The sequence below is a fragment of the Ruegeria sp. AL7 genome, assembly GCF_056536105.1.
Window position 1 is genome coordinate 1,609,508 of the sequence record NZ_JBQFJF010000001.1, and the last position, 22,948, is coordinate 1,632,455.

Annotated in this window: 31 protein-coding genes and 1 tRNA gene; 15 read left to right on the forward strand and 17 right to left on the reverse strand. The window is 60.5% G+C overall.

Annotated elements, in window-relative coordinates:
* Positions 1-13 precede the first annotated feature (13 nt).
* The 4 genes from ACR3E2_RS07975 to ACR3E2_RS07990 are packed head-to-tail and all read right to left on the reverse strand — an operon-like array spanning position 14 to position 2,439.
* Positions 14-535, reverse strand: coding sequence for a GNAT family N-acetyltransferase (locus tag ACR3E2_RS07975; protein WP_480484501.1), 522 nt, complete (start codon positions 533-535; stop codon positions 14-16).
* Positions 536-1,012 (reverse strand): DUF2948 family protein, encoded by a 477-nt coding sequence (locus ACR3E2_RS07980; protein ID WP_209598118.1) that lies wholly within the window; start codon positions 1,010-1,012, stop codon positions 536-538.
* Positions 1,009-2,277, reverse strand: coding sequence for a UDP-N-acetylglucosamine 1-carboxyvinyltransferase (murA, locus tag ACR3E2_RS07985; RefSeq protein ID WP_480484502.1), 1,269 nt, complete (start codon positions 2,275-2,277; stop codon positions 1,009-1,011). Before murA ends, ACR3E2_RS07980 begins: the two co-directional genes overlap by 4 nt.
* A gap of 6 nt (positions 2,278-2,283) precedes the next feature.
* The gene (locus ACR3E2_RS07990; protein WP_209505784.1) at positions 2,284-2,439 is read right to left on the reverse strand and encodes a hypothetical protein; all 156 of its coding nucleotides are present in this window, start codon (positions 2,437-2,439) and stop codon (positions 2,284-2,286) included.
* Between the two features lie 83 nt (positions 2,440-2,522).
* Here ACR3E2_RS07990 and ACR3E2_RS07995 point away from each other — a divergent pair.
* Positions 2,523-2,597, forward strand: a tRNA-Thr gene (locus ACR3E2_RS07995).
* Positions 2,598-2,868: 271 nt separating this feature from the next.
* Here ACR3E2_RS07995 and ACR3E2_RS08000 read toward each other — a convergent pair.
* A complete protein-coding gene (locus ACR3E2_RS08000; RefSeq protein ID WP_209505782.1) occupies positions 2,869-3,132 on the reverse strand; it encodes a DUF2312 domain-containing protein in 264 nt (87 codons plus the stop codon).
* 17 nt (positions 3,133-3,149) lie between these two features.
* On the opposite strand from ACR3E2_RS08000, the gene ACR3E2_RS08005 reads away from it, so the two are divergent.
* On the forward strand, positions 3,150-3,386 hold the full coding sequence (locus tag ACR3E2_RS08005; protein ID WP_480484503.1) for a hypothetical protein: 237 nt from the start codon (positions 3,150-3,152) through the stop codon (positions 3,384-3,386).
* On the forward strand, positions 3,379-3,597 hold the full coding sequence (locus ACR3E2_RS08010; protein ID WP_209505778.1) for a hypothetical protein: 219 nt from the start codon (positions 3,379-3,381) through the stop codon (positions 3,595-3,597). Before ACR3E2_RS08005 ends, ACR3E2_RS08010 begins: the two co-directional genes overlap by 8 nt.
* A 9-nt stretch (positions 3,598-3,606) precedes the next feature.
* Here ACR3E2_RS08010 and ACR3E2_RS08015 read toward each other — a convergent pair whose 3' ends face one another.
* Positions 3,607-3,822, reverse strand: coding sequence for a hypothetical protein (locus tag ACR3E2_RS08015; RefSeq protein ID WP_209505776.1), 216 nt, complete (start codon positions 3,820-3,822; stop codon positions 3,607-3,609).
* A gap of 244 nt (positions 3,823-4,066) precedes the next feature.
* On the opposite strand from ACR3E2_RS08015, the gene ACR3E2_RS08020 reads away from it, so the two are divergent.
* The 4 genes from ACR3E2_RS08020 to ACR3E2_RS08035 are packed head-to-tail and all read left to right on the forward strand — an operon-like array spanning position 4,067 to position 6,268.
* Positions 4,067-4,930, forward strand: a complete 864-nt coding sequence (locus tag ACR3E2_RS08020) for an MBL fold metallo-hydrolase (RefSeq protein WP_480484504.1) — start codon at positions 4,067-4,069, stop codon at positions 4,928-4,930.
* A 34-nt stretch (positions 4,931-4,964) separates the two neighbouring features.
* Entirely contained in the window at positions 4,965-5,393 is a 429-nt protein-coding gene (locus ACR3E2_RS08025; RefSeq protein ID WP_267366620.1) for a YeeE/YedE family protein, read from the forward strand.
* On the forward strand, positions 5,393-5,827 hold the full coding sequence (locus ACR3E2_RS08030; protein WP_267366618.1) for a DUF6691 family protein: 435 nt from the start codon (positions 5,393-5,395) through the stop codon (positions 5,825-5,827). The genes ACR3E2_RS08025 and ACR3E2_RS08030 overlap by 1 nt, the downstream gene beginning before the upstream one ends.
* Positions 5,828-5,836: 9 nt before the next feature.
* Positions 5,837-6,268 (forward strand): protein tyrosine phosphatase family protein, encoded by a 432-nt coding sequence (locus tag ACR3E2_RS08035; protein ID WP_267366616.1) that lies wholly within the window; start codon positions 5,837-5,839, stop codon positions 6,266-6,268.
* 12 nt (positions 6,269-6,280) lie between these two features.
* On the opposite strand, the gene ACR3E2_RS08040 is transcribed toward ACR3E2_RS08035, so the two are convergent.
* The 5 genes from ACR3E2_RS08040 to ACR3E2_RS08060 form a co-directional block, all read right to left on the reverse strand.
* Positions 6,281-7,369 (reverse strand): FliM/FliN family flagellar motor switch protein, encoded by a 1,089-nt coding sequence (locus tag ACR3E2_RS08040; RefSeq protein WP_480484505.1) that lies wholly within the window; start codon positions 7,367-7,369, stop codon positions 6,281-6,283.
* Between the two features lie 78 nt (positions 7,370-7,447).
* The gene (locus ACR3E2_RS08045; protein WP_267364699.1) at positions 7,448-10,126 is read right to left on the reverse strand and encodes a sensor histidine kinase; all 2,679 of its coding nucleotides are present in this window, start codon (positions 10,124-10,126) and stop codon (positions 7,448-7,450) included.
* A complete protein-coding gene (locus tag ACR3E2_RS08050) occupies positions 10,126-10,434 on the reverse strand; it encodes a hypothetical protein (protein ID WP_209505761.1) in 309 nt (102 codons plus the stop codon). The genes ACR3E2_RS08045 and ACR3E2_RS08050 overlap by 1 nt, the downstream gene beginning before the upstream one ends.
* Positions 10,431-10,811, reverse strand: coding sequence for a response regulator transcription factor (locus ACR3E2_RS08055; protein ID WP_480484506.1), 381 nt, complete (start codon positions 10,809-10,811; stop codon positions 10,431-10,433). The genes ACR3E2_RS08050 and ACR3E2_RS08055 overlap by 4 nt, the downstream gene beginning before the upstream one ends.
* A gap of 77 nt (positions 10,812-10,888) precedes the next feature.
* Positions 10,889-12,181, reverse strand: coding sequence for a helix-turn-helix domain-containing protein (locus ACR3E2_RS08060; protein WP_480484507.1), 1,293 nt, complete (start codon positions 12,179-12,181; stop codon positions 10,889-10,891).
* Between the two features lie 209 nt (positions 12,182-12,390).
* Here ACR3E2_RS08060 and ACR3E2_RS08065 point away from each other — a divergent pair, with 209 nt between their 5' ends.
* The 4 genes from ACR3E2_RS08065 to aat all read left to right on the forward strand — a co-directional run bounded on the left by ACR3E2_RS08065 (position 12,391) and on the right by aat (position 15,622).
* On the forward strand, positions 12,391-12,927 hold the full coding sequence (locus ACR3E2_RS08065; RefSeq protein WP_209505755.1) for a LuxR C-terminal-related transcriptional regulator: 537 nt from the start codon (positions 12,391-12,393) through the stop codon (positions 12,925-12,927).
* A gap of 151 nt (positions 12,928-13,078) precedes the next feature.
* On the forward strand, positions 13,079-13,573 hold the full coding sequence (gene accB / locus ACR3E2_RS08070; protein ID WP_480484508.1) for an acetyl-CoA carboxylase biotin carboxyl carrier protein: 495 nt from the start codon (positions 13,079-13,081) through the stop codon (positions 13,571-13,573).
* Positions 13,574-13,582: 9 nt separating this feature from the next.
* Positions 13,583-14,932 (forward strand): acetyl-CoA carboxylase biotin carboxylase subunit, encoded by a 1,350-nt coding sequence (gene accC / locus ACR3E2_RS08075; RefSeq protein WP_480484509.1) that lies wholly within the window; start codon positions 13,583-13,585, stop codon positions 14,930-14,932.
* 48 nt (positions 14,933-14,980) lie between these two features.
* Positions 14,981-15,622 carry a leucyl/phenylalanyl-tRNA--protein transferase gene (gene aat, locus ACR3E2_RS08080; RefSeq protein WP_480484510.1) on the forward strand — a complete coding sequence of 214 codons (642 nt, stop codon included), beginning with the start codon at positions 14,981-14,983 and terminating at the stop codon, positions 15,620-15,622.
* Here aat and ACR3E2_RS08085 read toward each other — a convergent pair.
* The 6 genes from ACR3E2_RS08085 to ACR3E2_RS08110 form a co-directional block, all read right to left on the reverse strand.
* A complete protein-coding gene (locus tag ACR3E2_RS08085) occupies positions 15,568-15,936 on the reverse strand; it encodes a DUF2155 domain-containing protein (protein ID WP_480484511.1) in 369 nt (122 codons plus the stop codon). The two genes, aat and ACR3E2_RS08085, sit on opposite strands and share 55 nt — an antisense overlap.
* Positions 15,933-16,385 carry an outer membrane lipid asymmetry maintenance protein MlaD gene (mlaD, locus tag ACR3E2_RS08090; protein WP_480484512.1) on the reverse strand — a complete coding sequence of 151 codons (453 nt, stop codon included), beginning with the start codon at positions 16,383-16,385 and terminating at the stop codon, positions 15,933-15,935. Before mlaD ends, ACR3E2_RS08085 begins: the two co-directional genes overlap by 4 nt.
* Positions 16,386-16,396: 11 nt before the next feature.
* Positions 16,397-16,780, reverse strand: coding sequence for an NADH:ubiquinone oxidoreductase subunit NDUFA12 (locus tag ACR3E2_RS08095; protein WP_480484513.1), 384 nt, complete (start codon positions 16,778-16,780; stop codon positions 16,397-16,399).
* A gap of 80 nt (positions 16,781-16,860) precedes the next feature.
* Positions 16,861-17,223: a RidA family protein gene (locus tag ACR3E2_RS08100; RefSeq protein WP_480473622.1), complete on the reverse strand. Its 363-nt coding sequence runs from the start codon at positions 17,221-17,223 to the stop codon at positions 16,861-16,863.
* Between the two features lie 195 nt (positions 17,224-17,418).
* On the reverse strand, positions 17,419-18,687 hold the full coding sequence (clpX, locus tag ACR3E2_RS08105; protein WP_209505741.1) for an ATP-dependent Clp protease ATP-binding subunit ClpX: 1,269 nt from the start codon (positions 18,685-18,687) through the stop codon (positions 17,419-17,421).
* Positions 18,688-18,819: 132 nt separating this feature from the next.
* Positions 18,820-19,452, reverse strand: a complete 633-nt coding sequence (locus ACR3E2_RS08110; RefSeq protein ID WP_480484514.1) for an ATP-dependent Clp protease proteolytic subunit — start codon at positions 19,450-19,452, stop codon at positions 18,820-18,822.
* Positions 19,453-19,811: 359 nt separating this feature from the next.
* On the opposite strand from ACR3E2_RS08110, the gene ACR3E2_RS08115 reads away from it, so the two are divergent.
* The 4 genes from ACR3E2_RS08115 to ACR3E2_RS08130 all read left to right on the forward strand — a co-directional run bounded on the left by ACR3E2_RS08115 (position 19,812) and on the right by ACR3E2_RS08130 (position 22,801).
* A complete protein-coding gene (locus ACR3E2_RS08115) occupies positions 19,812-20,153 on the forward strand; it encodes an ArsR/SmtB family transcription factor (protein ID WP_480473625.1) in 342 nt (113 codons plus the stop codon).
* A gap of 60 nt (positions 20,154-20,213) precedes the next feature.
* Positions 20,214-20,351 (forward strand): entericidin A/B family lipoprotein, encoded by a 138-nt coding sequence (locus tag ACR3E2_RS08120; protein ID WP_209505735.1) that lies wholly within the window; start codon positions 20,214-20,216, stop codon positions 20,349-20,351.
* Between the two features lie 830 nt (positions 20,352-21,181).
* A complete protein-coding gene (locus tag ACR3E2_RS08125) occupies positions 21,182-21,598 on the forward strand; it encodes a type II toxin-antitoxin system Phd/YefM family antitoxin (protein WP_480484515.1) in 417 nt (138 codons plus the stop codon).
* Positions 21,599-22,078: 480 nt separating this feature from the next.
* Positions 22,079-22,801 (forward strand): SAM-dependent methyltransferase, encoded by a 723-nt coding sequence (locus ACR3E2_RS08130; protein ID WP_480492709.1) that lies wholly within the window; start codon positions 22,079-22,081, stop codon positions 22,799-22,801.
* The last annotated feature ends 147 nt before the right edge of the window (positions 22,802-22,948 follow it).

Consider the following 22,948-nt stretch of genomic DNA (forward strand, 5'->3'; position numbering starts at 1 on the left):
GCGGCCTCAACCCTCAGCCCACGGGGTGCAGCGATTTGCGCATCGGGTATTGCGGAATGCCGTGCCAGTCACCGGACCGGCCTGCCGGTTGCCATCCCTGTTTCAGATAGAACGCGTGCGCCGTTTGGGTGGCATCCAGATGCGCCTCGGCACAGCCGCACACAGTCAGTTGCCGTTCCAGCCGGTTGAGCAGCGCTCGCCCCACGCCCTGCCTCGTATGATCCGGATCGACATAGAGCAAAGTGACCGTCCCAGTTTCCAACAGCCCCCCGACGGCGGCCACCTGCCCCCGGTGTTCGGCCAGCCAGATCTGCGATCCGGGCCTGAACCAGCCCCGTATGGTGGCCGGGTCCTTGTTATCGGTCCACCGCCTTTGATGGTCCGGGTCATTCTTGTGATCGGCCGCGCAAAGCTGCGTGATCGAACGGATCAGAACCCGGCTGAGGTCGAACACGTCGAACACGGTGGCCGGACGCAGGGAGATCCCTTCGGGCACCTTTGAAAACGCCTGAGAAATCCCGCGCTTGTTCTGCATCTATTCGGGGTGATGCGGGGCCTGACCGGAGGGGGCCTGATAAGGGCGCGTCACGTCCTTGAGGGTGGCATCCAGCGCCTCGACCGTCAGGCGGATCGCACCGTCACCGGCCAGCGTCAGCAGGACATGGCCCGCGCCATCCTCGCCGGGTTCGAAAACGACCGACATCAGCGACATGATCATGTCGGTGTCACCGCGATCAATGCCCTGACTGGACACCGAGAGAACCGAACCGAAGACCAGCACCGATTGCACCCGTTCAAACGGGCGGTCGCGGCGGGCGGCGGCATCCTTGTCTTCCCAACGAAAGCGGTTCAGCAGCAGGCCAAAACGGCGCTGCGACGGTTGCCACTTCATCTCGGTCACCGGAAACACGGCATCCTGCGCGAGAGTCGAGATCACCTGAAGGTCATCTGCATCCTCGGCCCCCAGATTTAGCGGCGCCTCGCGCCCGTCTTCAAAACTTGCGTCTGTCATTGGCCCTTGATCCGTTCAATCTTTGCGCCCACACCTTCCAGCTTGCGCACCACATGTTCATATCCGCGGTCCAGATGATAGACCCGGCTGACCGTTGTTTCCCCTTCTGCCGCCAATCCGGCAAGGATCAGCGAGACCGAAGCCCGCAGGTCGGTCGCCATCACCGGCGCGCCTTTCAGACGTTCGACCCCGGTCACCGTGGCGGTGCCGCCATGCACCTCGATCTGCGCGCCCATGCGCACCAGTTCGGGGGCGTGCATGAAGCGGTTTTCGAAAATGCGTTCTTCGAGAACCGAGGTGCCCTCGGCCGTACACATCAGCGCCATCATCTGCGCCTGCAGGTCGGTCGGGAAGCCGGGGAAAGGTTCGGTCACCACATCCACCGCGCGCACGCGCCCGTTTTTGCGGGCCACTTTCAGACCTCCTTCGGTTTCTGAAACGCTGACGCCTGCCGCATCCAGCTTGGCCGCAAAGGAATCGACCAGCGACATGCGACCGCCCAGCAATTCCACCTCGCCACCGCAAATCGCCGGGGCCAGCATATAGGTGCCCAGCTCGATCCGGTCGGTGACAACCTGATGTGTGGCCCCGTGCAGGCGATCGACGCCCTGAATTTCGATGGTCGGGGTGCCTTCGCCAGAGATCTGGGCACCCATCTTGCGCAGGCATCCAACCAGATCGACGATCTCGGGTTCGCGCGCGGCGTTCTTGAGCACCGTGGTGCCCTTGGCCAGCGTGGCGGCCATGACGATGTTTTCTGTTGCTCCGACAGAGGCAAAGCGCATCTGATGCACGGCGCCTTTCAGACCGCCCGGAGCCTTGGCGTGCAGATACCCATCTCTAAGCTCGATCTCGGCGCCCAGCGCCTCGAGCCCTTCGACATGCAGGTCCATTGGCCGCGCGCCGATCGCACAACCGCCTGGCAGTGACACGACCGCCTGCCCGAACCGCGCCAGCAAGGGGCCCAGCACAAGGTTGGACGCACGCATCTTGCGCACGATGTCATAATCGGCGGTCTGACTGGTCAGGCTGTGACTGGACATTGCAATCACCTGACCGTCTTGCAGCGACGACACCTCGGCCCCCAGCGATTGCAGCAGCGCGGTCATGGTCTTGATGTCGCTCAGCCGCGGCGCATTGGTCAGCGTCAGCGGTTCTTCGCTCAGCAATGTTGCGGGCATCAGTGTCAGGCACGCATTCTTGGCCCCCGCAATCGGTATCTGACCGTTCAGCGGGCCATTGCCCGTTACCAGAATCGAATCCATCTGCTCTTATCCCTCGTCCTTGTCAGGCTTGTCCCCTGCGGCCGCGCGCGCCTTGGCCTGCGCCTTGCGACGCGCCATGTTGGCCTTGAGCGCCGCCTTCAGCCGCGCCTCGCGCGCATCGCCGGGTTTACCTTGTTTTTTGGGTGAATTTTTATCCGTCATGATCTTTCTCTACAGGAGGCGAAAAAAACCGTCCAGACACCCTTGCGCCGCGTTTCGTTTGAGTCTAATCACCCGCCCACAGCGCTGCTGTAGCTCAGAGGTAGAGCACTCCCTTGGTAAGGGAGAGGTCGAGAGTTCAATTCTCTCCAGCAGCACCATCCTTCATTTTCCTGTGAAAAAGCACGCTTTCATCCGGAAGGGTTTGGGTGTTCCGGCGTCTTTGGCTATTGGCGTGTCAGAGACTTTTGTGGTGCGCGTTTGGTTTATGGGCGGTTCGATACAGCCCGGAGGCGTCGAGCGCTGTGCGTGGTAGTACCATGCGCTTGGCAAGGGGAACTGCTGCGCGCCCGTTGCATCCCTTGGGCCAGTGGCTCTTTCAGGGCATTGAACCCATTCCAGAGCCATAGATCGTTTCGTGACGGTCGGGCTTTAGGTCATGCCCAGCGCTTCTTTGTACATTTCGATGACGGCCTCTTGCTCGGCGATGTCATCCTTGTCCCTTTTTCTGAGGGAAATGATGCTGCGCAGGGCCTTTACGTCATAGCCGCGCGACTTGCTTTCGGCGTAGACCTCTTTGATCTGGTCGGCGATGTCTTTCTTTTCCATCTCCAGGCGCTCGATACGTTCCACAAACTGGCGCAGCTCGCCCGCGGTGACCTTGTAATTTGCTTCTGCTTCTTCAGACATGCTCATCTTTTTTGTTCCCGGTTATGGACCTGCAACCAGAAGAGGTCAGCCTGCGGCTGGCGGTGAACGGCGGTGGCCCGATCATCGGGGGCACCTTCGAAACACGCCTGTCCCAGAGGCTGAAACCCTGGTGTGGAATGCCGGATACAGTGCTGCCGCCCGGGTCGCAAGCACCCAATGGGCTGGCGCACTTGTATGACCCCAACCGATCCGTTAAGCGCGTGATCAGGTCACGAGGATATGCGGGGAACCATGTTTGAATTCATCACCTGGGGCGGTGCAGCCCTGTCTGTGGCCGGGCTTGCCGGTCTGGTCTGGTGCATTCTTCGCGTGATGCGGGCGCGCAAGGCCGGTCTGTCGGATGACGAGCTGCGCGCGGTGGTTCAGGGGGTCTTGCCCTGGAACCTGGCCTCGCTGTTTCTGTCGGTGCTTGGATTGATGCTGGTCATCCTCGGGATTTCCCTTGGATGACCATCCGGTTCACACCGGCAAGTTATCAAACTGCGCTTCAATCGCATCTTCGCACAAGGCCGCATCCAGACGACGCAGGCGCGAAGGCACCTCCATCCCCTGCTGCCGCATCCGGTCAACAATCTTACTCACACTCGGCTGAAGCGCCAAACGCGTTTCCAGACCCGCGTTCACAAGCTTACGTTCAAGCTGCTCGGCTTCGGAATAAAGACCAGTCGGTGTCATAACTATCCTCCCAAGTGGCGCCAGTATCCCCAATATACGTAACGGGATTACGACCCGCAGATAATATCGTAGCCTTGTGCGGGAAATTGCCTGCCATGGTCGAAGTTTCGGCAATCTGACGCGGATAGGTTAAAGATTAAGCCAGAATTACAGCGGTTGCTTTGACCGGCATCAAATTCAGGTTCGATATTGCATCACATTCCAATTCACATATATGATATGCGAGACCGAAACGGAGAAGATCATGACACCGAAAGTGAAAGCGTTTTTTGACGAGCAGACCTTTACGGTTTCCTACGTGGTTCATGAACCTCAGGGACGGGCCTGTGCCATCATCGACAGCGTACTGGATTTCGACCATGCCTCGGGGCGGACGTCGACAATTTCGGCGGACAGGATCATCGATTTTGTGCGCGCGCAGGACCTTAAGGTCGAGTGGATTCTGGAAAGCCATGTCCATGCCGACCACCTGTCCGCGGCCCCCTATCTGCAACAGGAGCTGGGCGGCAAGATCGGGATTGGCGATCAGATCGTCACCGTGCAGGACACGTTTGGCAAGGTTTTCAACGAAGGAACCGAATTTCAGCGCGATGGCAGCCAGTTTGACGCGCTGTTCAAGGAAGGCGACAGTTTTCACATCGGCCAGATGCGGGGCGACGTGCTGCACACCCCCGGCCATACACCGGCCTGCATGACCTATGTGATTGGCGATGCGGCATTTGTTGGTGACACGCTGTTCATGCCCGATTTCGGCACAGCGCGCTGCGATTTTCCCGGAGGATCGTCGGCCACGCTGTTCCAGTCGATCCAGAAGATACTGTCGCTGCCGGACAACACTCGCATCTATGTCGGGCATGATTACAAGGCCCCGGGCCGCGACGAATACGCGTGGGAGACGACGGTGGGTGAGCAGAAGGCGCTGAACGTCCATATCGGACAGGGGCGCAGCATCGAAGACTTCGTGGAAATGCGCGACGCGCGGGACGCCACGCTGGCCATGCCGCGCCTGATCCTGCCGTCTTTGCAGGTCAACATGCGGGCCGGTCAGATGCCCCCGGCGGATGAACAGGGCGATGTTTTCCTGAAACTGCCGGTCAACAAGCTGTGACGCGGGCACAACAAATCACAAAGGGAAATCCCACATGAATATAGAGTGGATCTGGGGGCTGTGCGGCGGTCTGGTGATCGGTCTGGCCGGGGCGGTTTACCTGCTGGGCAATGGCCGGATCATGGGCGCAAGCGGCATTCTGGGCGGCCTTGTCGATGGCAGCGCCAAGGGGAGCATGGCCGAAAAGCTGGCCTTTATTGCGGGGCTTGTCGGAATGCCCCTTCTTCTGCGCCCGTTGATCCTGCCCGAGGCCCAGACGCATCTTACCAGCAATCTGGGTGTTGTCATTCTGGCCGGGCTGCTGGTCGGTATCGGTACACGGATCGCCAATGGCTGTACCTCGGGGCACGGGGTGTGCGGGATCTCTCGGTTCTCGCTGCGCGGCATCGTGGCCACCGTTTTCTATATCCTTGCCGGGGGCGTCACCCTTGTGCTGCTGCGTCATGTGTTGGGAGTGATCTGATGCGCCTTTTCATTTCATTGATCGCCGGATCGCTGTTCGGCGCCGGGTTGCTGATTTCGGGCATGACAGACACCACAAAAGTTCAGGGCTGGCTGGATGTGTTTGGCAACTGGGATCCGACGCTGGCCTTTGTGATGGCCGGTGCCATCCTGCCGATGCTTGTGGCGTGGCGGATGACAACCGGACGGCAAAACGCCCTGACCGGCGGAGCCTTTCCACCCCCTGCAAAGCCCGAGGTTGATCGCAGGCTGATCGTGGGTTCGGTTCTGTTCGGGATGGGCTGGGGACTGGCCGGGCTGTGCCCCGGACCGGCAATGGCCTCGCTGAGCTATGGCGGGCTGGGCGGGCTGGTCTTTCTGGTTGCAATGGCGGCTGGGATGTTCGTGGCACCACCGCTGGGCGCGCAACTGGACAGGGCGGCAAACGCGGCCTAAGGAATTGGCATGGAGATTCGTCAGATTACCCCCCGCTATGCTGTCTCGCCGCAGATCACGGTCGAGGATGTTCCGGCCATCGCCGAGGCTGGCTTTGCCAAAGTGATCTGCAACCGGCCCAATGCCGAAGTTCCCCCGGCCATGCAATCCGACGCGATCGGCGAAGCGGTGCGGGCCGCCGGTATGGAATATGAGGTGCTGGAGCTGACCCACCAGACGATGACACCTGAGAACGTGAAGCGGCAGCGCGACATGGCGGAAAACGGCAGTGGCCCTGTTCTGGCCTATTGCGCCTCGGGCACGCGGTGTTCGGTTGTCTGGGCCCTGGGCCAGTGCGACCACATGAGCACGGACGACATCCTGAGTGCGACCGGCAAAGCCGGGTATCAGCTGGACAATTTGCGCCCCATGCTGGACCAGATCCGCGGCACTGGCGGCTGAGTGCCCCTCAACCTAGCTGGTGGACTCCGGGGGTGCCAACCCCGCCAGTTGCGTGATTTCAGCGACCATCCGTTCGGAATCGTTCACGATCAGATCGCTATCTGTCAGATCTGACACCCCGGCCGGGACGGGCTGGGCGTGCGCATCATGCACAGCTGGTTCGACCGGATGATCCTGCGGTGGTGTTCCACTTTTGCTGGCGATGAAGTCCTGCGCGTCAGCGCCGGTCAGGGCCGGCAATGCAGCGGCTTCATTCAGCCGCACGGCCCGGAGACCACCGCATTGCCCAAGGCGACCGATACCGGCGCGTGTCCGGTCAATCGTCAGAACCTCGGTCCGGTCCAGACGCGCCCCGCGCAACGGCAGAATGTCCCCGATCCGCATTCCGGACAGGTCGGACAGCGGCAGCGACATGCGGCACAGCGCGGCGGTCAGTTCCGCCCGCATCACGCCTGAACACTGATCCATACGCAGGTCAGCCTTTTCCCCGGTATCTTCTGCCACATCCGGGACGGAAGGAAGTTCCGGCAGAAAGACCGAGATGCGACCCTGCTGCTCTCCGTTCGCCAGATCGACGGTCAGTTCGAAAATGCGGTACGCCTCTTCCGTCATCGCCAGTGACAGGGTGCGCAAATCCTTGGCGCGCGAGGTAAATTCCAGCCCTGCAAGGCAAATCTGATCGCTTGAGGCGTCGAACAAAGCGGCGGAACCGGTCAACGCGGCTTCGATCAAGGGGGCCACGATGGCGGCGTCGGTATCCGTGAACGTGCGTGTGCCGGGATCACCGGACAGGACCTGACCAATGGTCTGGGCCTGAACAATGGCCGAGACCACATTCGGGTTGAGACAGGCCGCGGCGCGGCCTTCGGGGCCGTCAAACACCAGCAGCAGCCAATCCTGCCCCGCCGCGTCCCCCGGCACGTCTTGCGACTGGCTGGATTGTTTTGCCCCGATAACCGCCAGCGGCAGGTTCAGCCGGTCGCCCGCAGCCCGCGCGAACCCAAGGCGCAGCGCCCGCAGAACCGAGCGTGGGCGATCCCCCAGATCCTTTTGCCCGACGGACAGTTTGCGCGCCAACGCGGCATTGACATCTTGTGACATGACGCCCGATCACCAATTGTTCCAGAACCTGGCAACCGGTTTACACCCTCGGGCGTTACCAAGTTCTTTATGGCCGCGTCACTGCGCCGCCTGCTGGTAGGCCTGTGGCAGGCTGATCCGGAAGGCCGCGCCGCCCTGCCCCGGCAGATAGGTGATCTCACCCCCCAGCCGCTGCATGATTTCGCGGCAGATGGCCAGACCAAGCCCCGCTCCGCCAGCCTTGTCGCCGCCCACGCGGGCAAATTTCTCAAACACCATCGAGCGCGCGCCAGGTGGGATGCCACTGCCATTGTCGATGAAATCGACGATGACCCGCCCGCCGACATCATGGGCAGAGATGACCAGCACCGGATCGTCCGCGTCGCAGTATTTCTGCGCATTCGAGATCAGGTTGATGAACACCTGTCCCAACCGATCCAGATCCGTATGCAGGAAAATCCGCTCGGCCGTGCGGGTCCGGCGGACGGTGATCTTTCGGTCCGCCCCGGCCAGAGCGCTGGGCACGGCGCGGTCCAGAACCGAGCGCAGGCTGTCATCGCTGAGATTGAGGCTGACCTGCCCGTTTTCAAGCACGCTCAGATCCAGCAGATCATCGAGCAGCCGGGTCAGGCGCAGGGCTTCGTCATGAATGATCGCGGCATAGCGGGTCTGCTCCTGGCGGCTGAGGCCATCGGTGTCACGCATGATTTCCGAAAACGCCCGGATCGAGGTCATCGGCGTGCGCAATTCGTGACTGACCTGGCTCAGGAAGCTGTCCTTCTGTTCGGAAATCTGGGTGAGCTTGGCGTTAGCCTCGCGCAATTGCCGAGCGGTTCGGCTGAGTTCGGAGGACTTTTCCTCGAGCTGGCCGGAGTATTCCAGCAGTTGCGCGGATTCGTCTGCCACGGCCAGCAGATCCTCGACTGAGACCGACGATCCGCCCACGATCTGGCCGATCATCGCATGGGCCATGGCCGCACCGACCGAGCCGCTGAGCTCGCGTTCCAGACGGTTGAGAAAGCCCGGCGTCGGCTCTGGCAGGTGCGAACGGCCACCCTGTTTTTGCGCCTCGGCCTGAAAGAACTCCTGCGTGGGGCCGGTGCCCAGAATGCGCTGCGTCATGATCATCAGGTCTTCGCTTTGCGCCACCGACCCGGACCACCCGCGCGGCGCGACCGAGTGATCAAAGACGTTGACGAACTGCGCCCCTTGCAACCGTTCCAACGGGCTGGGAAAGCTGAGCAGGGACGCGACGCAGAAGGCAAGCGTGTTCAGGGACAAGGACCACATCACCGTATGCACCATCGGATCGATCCCCTCGATCCCGAACAGGGCATGAGGGCGCAGCCAGCCAAGGCCGAACAAGCCGTTTTGCAGCACGGTTTCGGGCATCCACGCGCCGCCCATTCCCGGCAGCAGCAGGGTGTATATCCACAGCACAAAGCCAACGGTCAGCCCGACCAGCGCCCCGGTCCGGGTCGCCCTGCGCCAGAACAGCCCCCCGACCAACGCTGGCAGAATCTGCGAGATACCGGCAAAGGCGATCAACCCGATCGAGGCCAGCGCCGCACCGCCCCCGGACAGCCGGTAGTAGAAAAAGCCCAGCGCGATGATGGCGGCAATGGAAACTCGGCGTGCCATCAGGACAATGTTGCGCACATCGCCCGATACTGAGCCGGTGCCTTCCTGCGTGTTCAGCCAGATGGGCATGACCACATGGTTCGACACCATTGTCGACAGGGCCATCGCACTAACGATGACCATCGAGGTAGCCGAGGAAAACCCGCCGATGAAGGACAGCATTGCCAGCCAGTCATTGCCCTGGGACAGCGGCACGGTCAGCACGAACAGGTCGGGGTTGGCGCCCTGGGGCAGCAGGTCCAGTCCGACCACGGCGATGGGCACGACAAACAGGCTCATGAACAGCAGGTAGAGCGGGAAAGCCCAGGCAGCGGTTCTGAGATGGCCTTCGTCATCGTTTTCCACCACCATCACCTGAAACATCCGGGGCAGGCAGATAAAGGCGGCGGCGGACAGAAAGATGAACGTCGTCCAACGCCCGGCATCGACATTCCACTGGCCGATTTCCGAGGCGTCGATCCGGTCCATCATCGGGCCAATGCCGCCCGCGATCCCCCACACCACGAAAACGCCCACGGCGATCAGCGCAAACAGTTTGACAACGGCCTCGACCGCGATGGCCGTGACCACGCCATGATGACGTTCGTTCACGTCCAGATTGCGGGTGCCGAACAGGATGGCAAACACGGCCAGACCAGCCGCGACCCAAAACACGCTGGACCCTTCGCGGTAGAGGCCTGATGGGTCAGCCTCGGCAAAGATCGAGAAGGACAGGGTAATCGACTGCAGTTGCAGCGCGATATAGGGCGTGCCGCCGAGCACCGCCAGAATGGTCACGCAGACCGCCAGCGTGTTCGACTTGCCATACCGGGACGACAGCAGGTCGGCGATCGAGGTGACCCGCTGGCTGCGCCCGACGCGCACCAGCTTGCGCAGCCCCCACCACCAGCCGACCATCACCAGCGTCGGACCGAGGTAGATGGTGACAAATTCCAGCCCCGACCGCGCTGCGTTGCCCACCGCGCCATAAAATGTCCAGGCGGTGCAATAGATCGACAGGGACAGCGTGTAGATCACGGGTGAACGCAACCATTTTCCGCGCCCGGCCGCAGCCATGCGATCCGCGGCGAAGGCCACTGCGAACAGGAACACGACATAGGCAAGGCAAACCAGAATCAGAACGTTTATGGTGGCCATCACTCAGCGCCCGTGTCCGATCCCTCGCGCGCGGCCATGCGGCGGGCGGCCAGCCCAAAGACAAACCCGGCCAGGATCAGCGCGCCCCAGCAGAGGAATATGTAATACATCGCCGAGGACAAGGGCACCGCCGCATCCCCGCCGGACGGGTCTGGCCACAGCAACGGAAGGGCCAGCAGCGCCGCACCCAGAAAGGGCAAAATCCGGGCGGCATCCGTCAACCTGTGACGACGATAGCTTTGTCGTTCCAGAAAAAGCGAGGGGCGTGTGCCCGGTGGTTTGGTCTTGTTGCCCTCGCCGGACATCATAAACGCGTCGCCTGCGCGTGAAGGTCACGCACGGCTGTCAGAACTTCGGCATTGGAAAACGGTTTGGTCATGAAGCGGCTGACGCCTGCGTTTTCAGCCATTTCCCGGTCGCGCGACTGACCCCGTGCGGTCAGCATCAGAACCGGCAAGCCTGCCAGTTCCTCCATTTTTCTGAGTTCCCGCAGGATATCCATACCGTTCTTGCCCGGCAGCATGACATCCAGAATGACCAGATCGGGCTGCGCCCCCTGGATCACCTGAACCGCATCCGTTCCATCGCCATGCGTTTCGACCTGCCATCCCTCGCGCGACAGCAGGAACCGGATAGCCTCGGCGATGTTCGGTTCGTCCTCAATCAGCAGAACCTTTCGGCTCATATGTTCAATTCCTCCCATAACCGGTCTTCCATCCCGAGACCGGTTCCCGCCAGATTAAGCGGTCTGTCATGAACGTGTCAAAAACCTTCGCTCAAAATCGACGGCTCGCGCCGGGACTTGCAATCGCGGTTTGGGCAGACACGGCAATTTGGCCCGACCTGAGTGACCGGCACCCCGTCTGACGGGTCCCTGACCGGGCGCACCACCATGACCGAGCGATAGGCCGGGTCCTGATCGTATCCCGACACTGCATGCGGCCACGCATAAGCGACGCATTCGAACACGGCCGAGGACCTGCCGGTCAGGACGACCTGCTTGCGCACCGGCACCAGCGGACGGCTGAGGGCCGTAAACAGCGGCCAAAGCGGGCAGACATCGCCGTGTCGGGGCAAGGTAAACCCCTGAATCGGCTTGAGAAACAGGATACTTCCAGACGCATCGCACAGCACCATGCCGACCGGTTGTGACAGGATGCCATCTGGCAGAAAGGCCAGGCGCCTGAGGACGGTGGCAAAATCAACCGAGAACCGCTGCGCCAGTTCGATGGGGTTCGGATCACCCTGCTGAACAACCGCTTTGACGGCCTCCAGCGGCAGCGCCTGCGCGTCTGCGCGATAGATCCTGAGAACTTCGCGCGCGACGGTGCGCGCCGCCGAGGTATTGAGCCCGCTCAGGTCAACCGCGTCCACATCACCCCCGTCTTCCAGTTCGGAAATCGTGTAGGCGCGGGCTTCAAAGAAGGCTTCGACCTCTTCCAGGGGAACGGCACGCGGATCAACCGCCGAGTCGCTTTCGTCGAGGAAGGTCACCAGCGCCTTGGAACTGCCTGCCAGCCGTTCGGCATCCTGATGCAGGTTCTTGTGGAAACGCTCGCGCCATTCGGCCTCGATATCTTGGGTATCCGCTAGGATCGCGGCGGTCGAGCGTATGGCGGCGGCGGTTGACAGAACCTCGTGCATCGACGCGGCCAATTGCGGGTCGTGCGTAAGGCGGTCGGACAGGGTTTCGACGTTCCGCTCCAAAGACACGACACGGCGATGCATTTGCGCCAGAACACCGGCCCAGCCGGGAAAGCGCCCGGCGAACTCCTCGAGCCCGTCAATCTCGGCCTTCTGCCCGACCGCATCCTCGGCCGCCTCGCGCAGGGCGGAAACCAGAGTTGCCTCGATCCCCTGTGTCAGGACCGAAGGTTCAACGCCCAGCGCCGCCGCGATATCGACCAGCAACTTGCCCCCGATCCTGCGGCGATTGTGTTCGATCAGGTTCAGATAAGACGCCGATACTCCGGCCTGCCGCGCCAGTTCCGCCTGCCGCAGCCCGGCAATCTGCCGTCTTTCGCGAATGCGACTTCCTGTCAACGTGTCGCGCATGTTTACTTTCCCTGAATTCAGACCCGTCGAATTTCACGCTCGTTTTCAGATTATAGCATCTGTTTCCGCAGGTTAATCATTTCTTTTCAGATGACATTTACAACTTTGACAACTTGGCGCAGACCACAGCATCGGTTTCGGGCGTCAATCTGGCGCAAGACATCGCATCCCCCCTTCATTTTCGCGCGCTTTCCCGGCACCATACACGCATGAGCGACCCCGCCTTTGAATATGCGCCGATCGGGCTTGTTGAGCTGGAAAACCGGATCATCCGGCGCTGCAACCTGCAATTTGCCCGCACCTTTGGCGGAGAAGAAAACGACTATCGCAACATGCCGCTGTTGCACCTTTACCCTTCGGTCGCGGATTGGGAGAGGATCGGTGAACGCAGCCTGCAGGTGATGCGCGGCACCGGGTATTACACGGATGAGCGCGTCATGCGCCGCCGCAGCGGGGATCTGTTCTGGTGCCGCGCCCGGGGCCGGTCGCTGACGCCCGACGACCCGTTCCGCCACGGTATCTGGAGCTTTTCCGACATATCCGAGGAACGACCGCTGGTTGAGCTGACCATCCGTGAACGCGAAGTGGCCATCCTGTCCTGCCGCGGCCTGTCGGCCAAGGAAATCGGAGCAGAGCTGGGCCTGAGTTACCGCACAATCGAGGCTTACCGCGCCCGCTTGCTTGAAAAATTCGGCGCGCGAAAGCTGTCTGAACTGGTCGCCAAATTATCGGGGATGCCCCTGTGACCTGTCCGACCCTTTGAAATACGCGTGGAACGCATGAAAGATGGTGCGAGTCGGCGCTTTTCATGCACCGCCGCTTAGCCTATAACCCTGCGTAATTTGATCAGAGCCCGCAAGAAACAGACGGGCCAAAGGGGAACCGTCGAGGATACTCATGACAGACACCAAACACGAAGCGGATGTGGCATTCATCAAGGCTCTGGCCGAGTTGCTGCGCGAAAACGATCTGACCGAATTGCAGGTCAAACGCGAATATGGCGAAGAAGACAGCCTGAACGTGCGCGTCAGCCGTATGACACAGACCGTGGCCGCTCCGGTTCAGGTGGCCGTCCCTGCGGCAACGCCCGCCCCCGTTGCGGCACCGGCTGCGGCCCCCGCGGCGGCCCCTGCTGCCGCCGAAGATCCGGCCAGCCATCCGGGCGCTGTCACCTCGCCCATGGTGGGCACGGTCTATATGCAGCCGGAACCCGGCGCGCCCGCTTTCATTTCCGTCGGCGCGACAGTGTCTGAAGGCGACACGCTGCTGATCGTCGAAGCGATGAAGACCATGAACCACATCCACGCCCCCAAATCGGGCACCGTCAAGCGCGTGCTGGTGGGCGATGGCGACGCTGTTGAGTTCGGCACCCCTCTGGTCATCATCGAGTAAGGCGGGCCCATGTTCGACAAGATCCTGATTGCCAACCGAGGCGAGATCGCCCTGCGCGTCATCCGCGCCGCGCGCGAGATGGGGATAAAAACGGTTGCCGTCCATTCCACCGCCGACAGCGACGCGATGCATGTGCGCATGGCGGACGAATCGGTCTGCATCGGCCCCCCGCCCAGCCCGCAAAGCTATCTGTCGGTGCCCGCGATCATTTCGGCCTGTGAGATCACCGGCGCGCAGGCGATCCATCCCGGCTATGGCTTTTTGTCCGAAAACGCCGAGTTCGTGCAGATCGTCGAAGATCATGGCATCACGTTCATCGGCCCCACCGCGGAACATATCCGCGTCATGGGCGACAAGATCACCGCCAAGGACACGATGAAGGCGCTGGGTGTGCCTTGCGTTCCCGGTTCGGACGGTGGCGTTCCCACGCTGGCCGACGCCAAGCGCATCGGTGAGGAATTCGGCTATCCCGTCATCATCAAAGCCACAGCTGGCGGCGGTGGGCGCGGCATGAAAGTCGCGATGAACGCGAAAGAGATGGAAAGCGCCTTCATGACCGCACGCGCCGAAGGCAAGGCCGCCTTTGGCAATGACGAGGTCTATATCGAGAAATATCTGACCACGCCGCGCCATATCGAGATTCAGGTCTTTGGCGACGGCAAGGGCAATGCGGTGCATCTGGGCGAGCGCGATTGTTCGTTGCAGCGCCGTCACCAGAAGGTCTTTGAAGAGGCCCCCGGCCCCTGCATTACCGCCGAAGAGCGCGCCCGGATCGGCAAGATCTGCGCCGACGCGGTGGCCAAGATCAACTATATCGGCGCAGGCACCATCGAGTTCCTGTATGAAAAGGGCGAGTTCTATTTCATCGAAATGAACACCCGCCTGCAGGTGGAACACCCTGTCACCGAAGGAATTTTCGGCGTCGATCTGGTGCGCGAGCAAATCCTTGTCGCAGCGGGTGAACCGATGTCATTCGGTCAGGACGATCTTGAGATCAACGGCCATGCCATCGAGGTCCGGATCAACGCGGAGAAGCTGCCGAACTTTTCGCCCTGCCCCGGCAAGATCACGGCCTATCACGCGCCGGGCGGCCTGGGCGTGCGGATGGACTCGGCGCTTTATGACGGCTATTCGATCCCGCCCTATTACGACTCGCTGATTGGCAAGCTGATCGTGCAGGGCCGCGACCGGGCCGAGGCGCTGGCGCGTCTGCAACGCGCGCTGGGAGAGTTGATCGTCGACGGTATCGACACCACCGTACCCCTTTTCCACGCCCTGTTGCAGGAGCCCGATCTGCACAGCGGCGAGTACAACATCCACTGGCTGGAGCGCTGGCTTGCGGAGAACATGGAAAAATAAGGGCCATGTGCCAGAGGGCCCGCGCCCTCTGGTCGCCCTATCACCGGCATGAGCCTGACCCCCGAACTGCTGCTGCACGGATATTCCATCGGTATCTTCCCGATGGCCGAACACCGCGACGATCCTGAACTGTTCTGGGTTGATCCCAAGTTTCGCGGGATATTTCCGCTGGACGGGTTCCACATCTCGCGCAGCCTTGCGCGCCGCATCCGGAACTGCGGGTTCGAGATTTCAATCAATCGGGATTTCTCCGGCGTTGTTGATGGGTGCGCTGACCGGTCCGACACCTGGATCAACGCGGAACTGCACGTCCTTTATCGCCAGTTGCACCAATCCGGTCATGCGCATTCACTGGAAGTCTGGGACGGAGCGGCGCTGGTGGGCGGCGTATATGGTGTGACGCTGGGGGCCGCGTTCTTTGGCGAAAGCATGTTTTCGCGCCGCACGGATGCCTCGAAAATCGCGCTCGCCTATCTTGTGGACCGGCTGCGGCAAACCGGCTTTCACCTCTTTGACACGCAGTTCCTGACTGCGCATCTGGCATCCCTTGGGGCGATCGAAATCCCGCGTGGTGCTTACAAGAAAGAACTGGAAGAAGCCCTGAGCCAGAGCGCCGACTTTGCTGCGCCGATCACTCAGTCCGCAGAAGGTGTGATACAGCGGATGACCCAAACGTCATATCGCGCGTGATCCAGCGCATTCAGCGCCGGAGAGGTCGCGATCATCCAGCCGTCAAACAGCTGATCCGCCTTGCCCGTTTCCCAAATGGTCAGATAGGCGAAGGCATCGCCTGTCGGGTTGTCCACCGGATACCGGCAATCCCCCAGCGCCACATCCAGCCCGAACACAGGTTCGGTCTGACCTGTCTGCAATTCGATATCAACCGTCTGGCCACTAACTTTGTCGAGCCCCCGCAGCATGGCGCCGGGGCCAGAGTTGACTTTCTGCTGCGCGGCGGCGCCGGTTCCAGTCAGCAACAGGGCAATCAGGGCGGCGCGCATCATTCGCCGCCATCTCCAGCCACGAACTTGACCAGCAGCGAGATCAGGCTGACCGCACCCTGGGTATCCTGAATCTCATCGCCAGGTTCAAAAAAGAAGGGCGAACCGCCAGGCATAACTTCGACAAAGTTTCCACCCAGCAGCCCTTCGGACGAGATCACGATGGCGCTGTCATCGGGCACAAGAACGCCTTCCGCAACAGAGAAAGTCGTGTCAGCACGATAAGTATCCGGGTTCAGCTTGACCCCGGTAACAGTGCCGATTTTCACACCAGCAAGACGGACATCGGTGCCGACGCCCACCCCTTCCAGCGACCGGAACGAGGCGCCCAACTCATAGCCCGCAGCAGCTTGCGACAGGCCGGTCGATTGGCTGGCATAGACGCCAAACGCGATGGCACCGGCCAATACGACGCCTCCGACAAGAACTTCGGTCCAGTTATGGGTCGACATCTTCGCCTCGTTTATTCCGGGCTCCAGGCCTCGTAATCCCTGCGCTCAACCGGCTTGGCCCGACGCAGCGACCCGGCAGGCGCATAGGCCAGTGCCGTACCTGTCAGGTTCTCCTGATGCGGTTTTTCCCAGGCTTTGTGCGGCAGCGGCTTGTCGGTCGGGGGTTCATCCCAGGTGCGATGCAACCAGCCGTGCCATTCCGGGTCAATCCGGCTGGCTTCGGCCTCGCCATTGAAAATCACCCAGCGCCTGCTGTCGTCGGCGGTGCGATAAAACACATTGCCTTCATTGTCTTCGCCCACTTTCACACCCTTGCGCGCCGTATAAAGCTGCGTGTTCAGTGTTGACCCGTTCCACCAGGTCACGGCTCGTAAAAGACTGTTCAGGATTCCCATCGGCTGCCTCCGGCATTTCGGTCGAGAGAAGGTATGGACCAAAGGCTCGCCAAGGTCCAGTGCCCCTTGGGCTTCCAGTGTCACTGCGGCAGGATGGCGGTCACTTCGATCTCGATCCGGTACTTCGGATCAATCAAACCGCATTCGATCATCGTCGCAGCCGGTGGATTGGCGCCAAACGTCTCGGCCAGAACCGGCCAGCACGGCGCGAACTCATTGCGGTCCGGCAACATGTAGGTGACCCGAACCACATCTTCAAAACCTGCGCCCGCCTCAGCCAGTGCCTTGCCGATGACATCCAGCGCAGACCGGCATTGCGCCACCACGTCCTCGCCCTGCCCGACGGTCCCGGCGACATGAACCCAGCCGCCCGCAACCACTGCGCGGCAATAGCCGACTTTAGCCTCAAACTCACCGCCCGAAGAAATGCGCTTCACCGTCATAATCCGTCACCTTTGTTGTTCGAAAGCTTACTTAAGCTCCCGCTGCCTGATTGCGCATGCCTTCGCGTGCGAGCAACGGATCCCCAGCTTCATCTGGCTATAAATATCCCGGGGGAGATGCCCGAAGGGCAGCGGGGGCAGAGCCCCCTGAACCGGTTCAACTGAAGTTCCACCGTCGCGGTAAAAAGCCCGGCCTCAACCCGCCGAGGCCGATTCCTTGGCCGCATCGGCATAGATGAACAGCGGCTGCGCGTCGGACATTACCGCCTCTTCGTTCACCACAACCTCGCTGACGTTTTTCATGCCCGGCAGTTCGAACATGGTATCCAGCAGGATATCCTCGAGAATAGACCGCAAACCACGTGCACCGGTTTTGCGCTCGATGGCTTTCTTGGCAATTGCCTTCAGCGCGTCATCGGTAAAGCCCAGCTCAACATCTTCCAGCTCGAACAGGCGCTGGTATTGCTTGACCAGGGCGTTCTTTGGCTTGGTCAGGATGGTGACCAGTGCTTCCTCGTCCAGATCCTCCAGCGTTGCCAGAACCGGCAGACGACCGACGAATTCGGGGATCAGGCCAAATTTCAGCAGATCTTCAGGTTCCAGATCTTTGAATATCTCGCCCACGCCGCGCTCGTCATTGTCGCGCACATCGGCGCCAAAACCCATGGCCGAGCCCTTGCCGCGTTGCGCAATGATCCTGTCCAGACCCGCAAAAGCGCCGCCGCAGATGAACAGGATGTTCGTGGTGTCCACCTGCAGGAATTCCTGCTGCGGGTGTTTGCGGCCGCCCTGCGGCGGAACGCTGGCCACGGTGCCTTCCATCAGTTTCAGCAGCGCCTGCTGTACGCCTTCACCGGACACGTCGCGTGTGATCGACGGGTTCTCGGATTTGCGGGTGATCTTGTCGACCTCGTCGATATAGACGATACCGCGCTGCGCGCGTTCGACATTGTATTCGCTGGCCTGCAACAGCTTGAGAATGATGTTTTCCACATCCTCGCCCACGTAACCGGCTTCGGTCAGCGTGGTGGCATCGGCCATGGTAAAGGGAACATCCAGTATCCGGGCCAGCGTCTGCGCAAGCAGCGTCTTGCCACAGCCGGTGGGGCCGATCAGCAGGATATTGGACTTCGCCAGTTCTATATCATTGCCCGCTTTCTGGGCGTGGTTCAGACGTTTGTAGTGGTTGTGGACCGCGACCGACAGGACGCGTTTTGCGGTGGCTTGACCGATCACATAATCGTCCAGCACCTCACAGATATCCTTGGGCGTCGGAACGCCGTCCGAAGATTTCAGCCCGCTGGCCTTTGTCTCTTCGCGGATGATGTCCATGCAAAGTTCGACACATTCATCACAGATGAAAACGGTCGGGCCTGCGATCAGCTTGCGCACCTCATGCTGGCTTTTGCCGCAGAAGCTGCAGTAGAGCGTGTTTTTCCCGTCACCGCCTGAATTCGTCGCCATGATCTACCTTTCGGGCCTCATCCCAGCACCCCCGGCGGGAATGCGTTTTCGCCTGTTCGTGCAGCTTAGGCCAGCGCTTTGGCCGCTACAATCTCAAAATGGTTCCTGCACTGGTGGTGCAGGCTCCGAAACTCAGACCTCATCCGCGTCCATTTTTGCGCGGTTTTCCACGATCTCGTCGATGTGACCCCATTCCTTGGCCTCTTCCGGGCTCATGAAATTGTCACGGTCCAGCGCTTTTTCAACCGCCTTTTTTGTCTGCCCGGTATGACGCACATAGATATCATAAAGGCGATCCTTGAGCTTTTGCGTCTCGGCTGCGTGGATCATGATATCGCTGGCCTGACCCTGATATCCGCCGCTGGGCTGGTGCACCATGATCCGGCTGTTGGGCAGCGAAAAGCGCATCCCTTTCTCGCCGCCGGCCAGCAGAACCGATCCCATCGAGGCCGCCTGACCGATCACCAACGTGGAACATTTCGGCTTGATATACTGCATTGTATCGTAAATCGACAAACCGCTGGTCACCACGCCACCGGGCGAGTTGATGTAGATCGAGATTTCCTTGTTGGGGTTTTCCGCCTCAAGGTGCAGCAGCTGCGCCACAATCAGATGGCTCATGCCATCGTGAATCGGGCCGTTGATGAAGATGATCCGCTCTTTCAGCAGGCGGGAGAAAATATCATACGCGCGCTCGCCCCGGCTGGTCTGTTCAACGACCATGGGAACAAGCGTATTCATGTAGGTATCTACGGGATCGAACATTCGTAACCTGCCTGTTTTGCTGTGGATCGGGACATTATCCCAACAAGTGTTACCTGAGTCTTAGTGTTGGCTCCGGGGGGCTGCAAGGGGGTGTCGGTGAGAACGCGGAATGAATGTGGATCGCCGTCAATAAGATTGTCACACCTGCCGCTGTCCCGTAGCAGCACCCTATCCATGATTGCGCCCCGCTAAAGGGGCTGCGGGGAAAACGGCTGCGGGTTCCCCTTTTTTCATCACGGTTTTTTGATTCATACATATAGCAATAATTGATCGAAACATGTACTGAAGTGGCTCGCAGGCGACGAGCTTTACGTTACGGAAACTACGCCCGGTCAACGGGTTCACAAGGAACACATTCGATGGCACTTCCACAGCTGTCTCAGGACATGTCGCAACACGACCTGGATCGTATGGTCGATAATGCGACACGCGCGTCCAACTTCCTCAAGGCAATCAGTCACGAAGGCCGACTGATGATCCTGTGTCACCTGGTGTCCGGTGAGAAATCTGTTACCGAGTTGGAAGAGCTGTTGTCCGCCAGACAAGCCGCTGTTTCGCAACAGCTTTCCCGCCTGCGTCTGGAGGGGCTTGTGATACCGCGCAGAGAGGGCAAAACCATCTTCTACCGGTTGGCCGATGACCGCCCGCGCCGGATGCTTGAAGTGGTGTACGAGCTGTTCTGCGGTGAGGACAAAGGCTAGCTCTGGCTTGGTGTCGAGAAAGGTGCTACCGAATCCGTATCGAGCACTGAGGAGACACACATGATCCGCGTAATTCTGATTGGCCTGAGCCTGTTTGCACTGACCGCCTGCGAAACCGCCAAAGGCGCGGGCAAAGATATCGAAAAGGCCGGGGATGCAATCCAGAACGCAGCTTCGGACGTGCAGGAAAGCCTGTAAGCGCGCTTATCTTGCGGGCGAGCCGGACATTAACGCAATATATGGTTGAAGATTGCGCCCACACGCAGTAGTCTAGCCCTACAGGTGCATAGACGCGGCATTGCATATCTGACACTAAATCGGGGCTCTTTCGCGCACGCAGAAGAGCCCCGTTCCCGTTCGGCAGGGGTGAGTGGTAGCCTGTATGAAACCGAATTTCGGCATAAGAAAAGGCGTCAGGTGCGCAGACGCGGTCTTTGCATGTACCCTTTCGGATACGCCCTGACGCCTTACCGGGTCGACGTACCCCGAGGAGCACTCCGATCCAGTCGCCCCAGCCCCCTGAGAGACTGTAGCCGCCGCTTTGTCCCCTAAGGTTCATCGCGACATGCATTGGCCGTCTGAGATGATGGCCACCCGACCTGGGTCTGAGACCCATATCTGGCTGATCACCCACCGGTAAGCCTTTGCAGTTAAACGCAAATCCTAAGATCCGCCTTCCTCTGCCCAGACCCCCTTGGCCTTTGCGTCCCGCCCCGGTTCCGAAGACCCTGTGCGGTGAGATGACTGTTGCACCACGCCCTGCATCCGACAAGAAAATAGCACTGCAGCATGAAAATTAGACGGGGATAAGATGTTGATATCCGGCGGGAGAATTTTGTGGATAACCTGAGAAATGCCCATCCCGCGAAGGGTTGAGGGCGGAAAAATCCGGACATAATCCTGATCCCCGAAATCCGGGCGATGCTGCGGGTGCAAAACGCTCCGCGCGGCCCGTTAGGCCAAAATTGTGCGATTTGTACAACGCTCGGACCCCCAATCTTACGAATCGTACAGACGGAGATTCGCCGATGCGCTGCACCATTTCCTATGCCCGCGCCCATCTGGGGCCGCTGATCACCCGCGCCCAGGACCCGCGCGAGGTGATCATCCTGACCCGGCACGGCAAGCCGCTGGCCGCGCTGGTCTCGATGACCGAGGCCAACCGGATCTGGCAGTTGCAGGATGACGACGAGATCGGATGGAAGCACCCGCTGTCGGGGCTGCGCGGGATGTGGTCGAAGGGGCGCAACATCCCCGGCATGGAACCGGGACCGGACGGCCGCTATGTCACCGCGCGCGAGGCCGCGCTGAAGGTCCGCGAGATCCAGATGACCCGCGCCGAGGAACGCCGCATTCTGGCGCGGGGCGGTCTGGATCCTGTCGCAGGCGGTGAACTGGTCGCCCGGCCTGCCTCCGCACGATGGAGACGCTGGTTCCGTTTCTGAGAAGCGTTCCGGCCCGGCGGTGTTACCAACACCCCCTCCGCCGCAATCCGTGAGCAATGGCGGCTCATACCCCTTAACAACCCGACCGGGCCGGAAACGCTTCGGTTCACCTGACGGGCCGGAACGGGGTCGAAAACAGTCCCGGTGCGCAGGCTACGGAAATCTCTGATCTGATGATCGGCACCCTCCTTTGGGATGCGGGCCGTGCTGGCCTGTGACTGAGATTGGATACGTGCGCGGCGGTTGCAACCTGTCTGAAGGAAACTTCATCAAGGGTTCATGCGCGGGAAAGGTGGACAAGAAGAAAACCCCACCCTGCCCGGTATTGCGCATTGCGTTTTTCCTTCCAACACCGCCCGTCACAACTTAAACAGGGATTTCAGGCAACTGCCCCTCATCCGGGGCGTCCGACCCAACATGAAAAGCCCCAGACAGAACATGCGATTTCCAAAACGACAACATCGAGAGTTCAAGAGCGTTGTGCGCAGGTTCCGCAACGAGTTTTCACTGTTCGTGCTGGAACAAAGCCGCGGACAGGTGCTGTGCGGACCGATGAAGGGGTTTCGCTTTGTCGAAAACGCATTCTGGGGTGGGCACTCGGATACGGCCACGAAAATCTTTGGCCTGTATGAGCAGCAGAACCTGAAGGTGCTGAGCAACTCGGACAAGCCGGTGCTGGTGGATATCGGCGCGGCGGACGGCTTTTGGGGCGTCGGGCTGGTGGCCGCCGGGCAGTTTGAAAAAAGCGTGTGCTTTGAGGTTTCGGCAAAAGGCCGGGATGTCATCCGGGAAACGGCGGAACATAACGGCGTGGGCGACCGTGTGACGGTGTTTGGGGATGCGCTGACGGACACGGTTGAAAACATCGCAAGCGTGGCCCCTGACCCGGCGGACATCTTCTTTCTGATCGATATCGAGGGCGTTGAATTCAGCCTGTTGACCGAAGATTTTCTGACGCATTTCCGCAGATCGGAATTCCTGATCGAACTGCACCCCCAAATGGTGGAGGATGGCGATGCGAAACTGAAAGCGATCGAAGCGTTCTGCGCCGGGTATTTTGATGTCACCTATGTGGACGGAAGCGTGCGCGACACGTCCGAGATGGATGAGATTATCCGGTTGGGGGATGATTTCAAATGGCCGATCCTGTCCGAGGGGCGCGGTTTTCCGATGCAATGGTTGCATCTGGTGCCGCGCGGGTGAGGTGTGGTTTCGGCGGTTGACCCGCAGACCCGAAGGCCCCAAACGGCCAAAGCCCCAAGGACGCAAGCGCAGATACAACCGCCCAACCAACCCCACCCCGTAGGGCGGGCTTCAGCCCGCCACCGGACACAGCCTGTCCATGCGCAT

Coding starts and splice junctions, on each gene's coding strand:
- ACR3E2_RS07975 (WP_480484501.1), bottom strand. CDS start 535: ATGCAGAACAAGCGCGGGATTTCTCAGGCGTTTTCAAAGGTGCCCGAA.
- ACR3E2_RS07980 (WP_209598118.1), bottom strand. CDS start 1,012: ATGACAGACGCAAGTTTTGAAGACGGGCGCGAGGCGCCGCTAAATCTG.
- murA (WP_480484502.1), bottom strand. CDS start 2,277: ATGGATTCGATTCTGGTAACGGGCAATGGCCCGCTGAACGGTCAGATA.
- ACR3E2_RS07990 (WP_209505784.1), bottom strand. CDS start 2,439: ATGACGGATAAAAATTCACCCAAAAAACAAGGTAAACCCGGCGATGCG.
- ACR3E2_RS08000 (WP_209505782.1), bottom strand. CDS start 3,132: ATGAGCATGTCTGAAGAAGCAGAAGCAAATTACAAGGTCACCGCGGGC.
- ACR3E2_RS08005 (WP_480484503.1), top strand. CDS start 3,150: ATGGACCTGCAACCAGAAGAGGTCAGCCTGCGGCTGGCGGTGAACGGC.
- ACR3E2_RS08010 (WP_209505778.1), top strand. CDS start 3,379: ATGTTTGAATTCATCACCTGGGGCGGTGCAGCCCTGTCTGTGGCCGGG.
- ACR3E2_RS08015 (WP_209505776.1), bottom strand. CDS start 3,822: ATGACACCGACTGGTCTTTATTCCGAAGCCGAGCAGCTTGAACGTAAG.
- ACR3E2_RS08020 (WP_480484504.1), top strand. CDS start 4,067: ATGACACCGAAAGTGAAAGCGTTTTTTGACGAGCAGACCTTTACGGTT.
- ACR3E2_RS08025 (WP_267366620.1), top strand. CDS start 4,965: ATGAATATAGAGTGGATCTGGGGGCTGTGCGGCGGTCTGGTGATCGGT.
- ACR3E2_RS08030 (WP_267366618.1), top strand. CDS start 5,393: ATGCGCCTTTTCATTTCATTGATCGCCGGATCGCTGTTCGGCGCCGGG.
- ACR3E2_RS08035 (WP_267366616.1), top strand. CDS start 5,837: ATGGAGATTCGTCAGATTACCCCCCGCTATGCTGTCTCGCCGCAGATC.
- ACR3E2_RS08040 (WP_480484505.1), bottom strand. CDS start 7,369: ATGTCACAAGATGTCAATGCCGCGTTGGCGCGCAAACTGTCCGTCGGG.
- ACR3E2_RS08045 (WP_267364699.1), bottom strand. CDS start 10,126: ATGGCCACCATAAACGTTCTGATTCTGGTTTGCCTTGCCTATGTCGTG.
- ACR3E2_RS08050 (WP_209505761.1), bottom strand. CDS start 10,434: ATGATGTCCGGCGAGGGCAACAAGACCAAACCACCGGGCACACGCCCC.
- ACR3E2_RS08055 (WP_480484506.1), bottom strand. CDS start 10,811: ATGAGCCGAAAGGTTCTGCTGATTGAGGACGAACCGAACATCGCCGAG.
- ACR3E2_RS08060 (WP_480484507.1), bottom strand. CDS start 12,181: ATGCGCGACACGTTGACAGGAAGTCGCATTCGCGAAAGACGGCAGATT.
- ACR3E2_RS08065 (WP_209505755.1), top strand. CDS start 12,391: ATGAGCGACCCCGCCTTTGAATATGCGCCGATCGGGCTTGTTGAGCTG.
- accB (WP_480484508.1), top strand. CDS start 13,079: ATGACAGACACCAAACACGAAGCGGATGTGGCATTCATCAAGGCTCTG.
- accC (WP_480484509.1), top strand. CDS start 13,583: ATGTTCGACAAGATCCTGATTGCCAACCGAGGCGAGATCGCCCTGCGC.
- aat (WP_480484510.1), top strand. CDS start 14,981: ATGAGCCTGACCCCCGAACTGCTGCTGCACGGATATTCCATCGGTATC.
- ACR3E2_RS08085 (WP_480484511.1), bottom strand. CDS start 15,936: ATGATGCGCGCCGCCCTGATTGCCCTGTTGCTGACTGGAACCGGCGCC.
- mlaD (WP_480484512.1), bottom strand. CDS start 16,385: ATGTCGACCCATAACTGGACCGAAGTTCTTGTCGGAGGCGTCGTATTG.
- ACR3E2_RS08095 (WP_480484513.1), bottom strand. CDS start 16,780: ATGGGAATCCTGAACAGTCTTTTACGAGCCGTGACCTGGTGGAACGGG.
- ACR3E2_RS08100 (WP_480473622.1), bottom strand. CDS start 17,223: ATGACGGTGAAGCGCATTTCTTCGGGCGGTGAGTTTGAGGCTAAAGTC.
- clpX (WP_209505741.1), bottom strand. CDS start 18,687: ATGGCGACGAATTCAGGCGGTGACGGGAAAAACACGCTCTACTGCAGC.
- ACR3E2_RS08110 (WP_480484514.1), bottom strand. CDS start 19,452: ATGTTCGATCCCGTAGATACCTACATGAATACGCTTGTTCCCATGGTC.
- ACR3E2_RS08115 (WP_480473625.1), top strand. CDS start 19,812: ATGGCACTTCCACAGCTGTCTCAGGACATGTCGCAACACGACCTGGAT.
- ACR3E2_RS08120 (WP_209505735.1), top strand. CDS start 20,214: ATGATCCGCGTAATTCTGATTGGCCTGAGCCTGTTTGCACTGACCGCC.
- ACR3E2_RS08125 (WP_480484515.1), top strand. CDS start 21,182: ATGCGCTGCACCATTTCCTATGCCCGCGCCCATCTGGGGCCGCTGATC.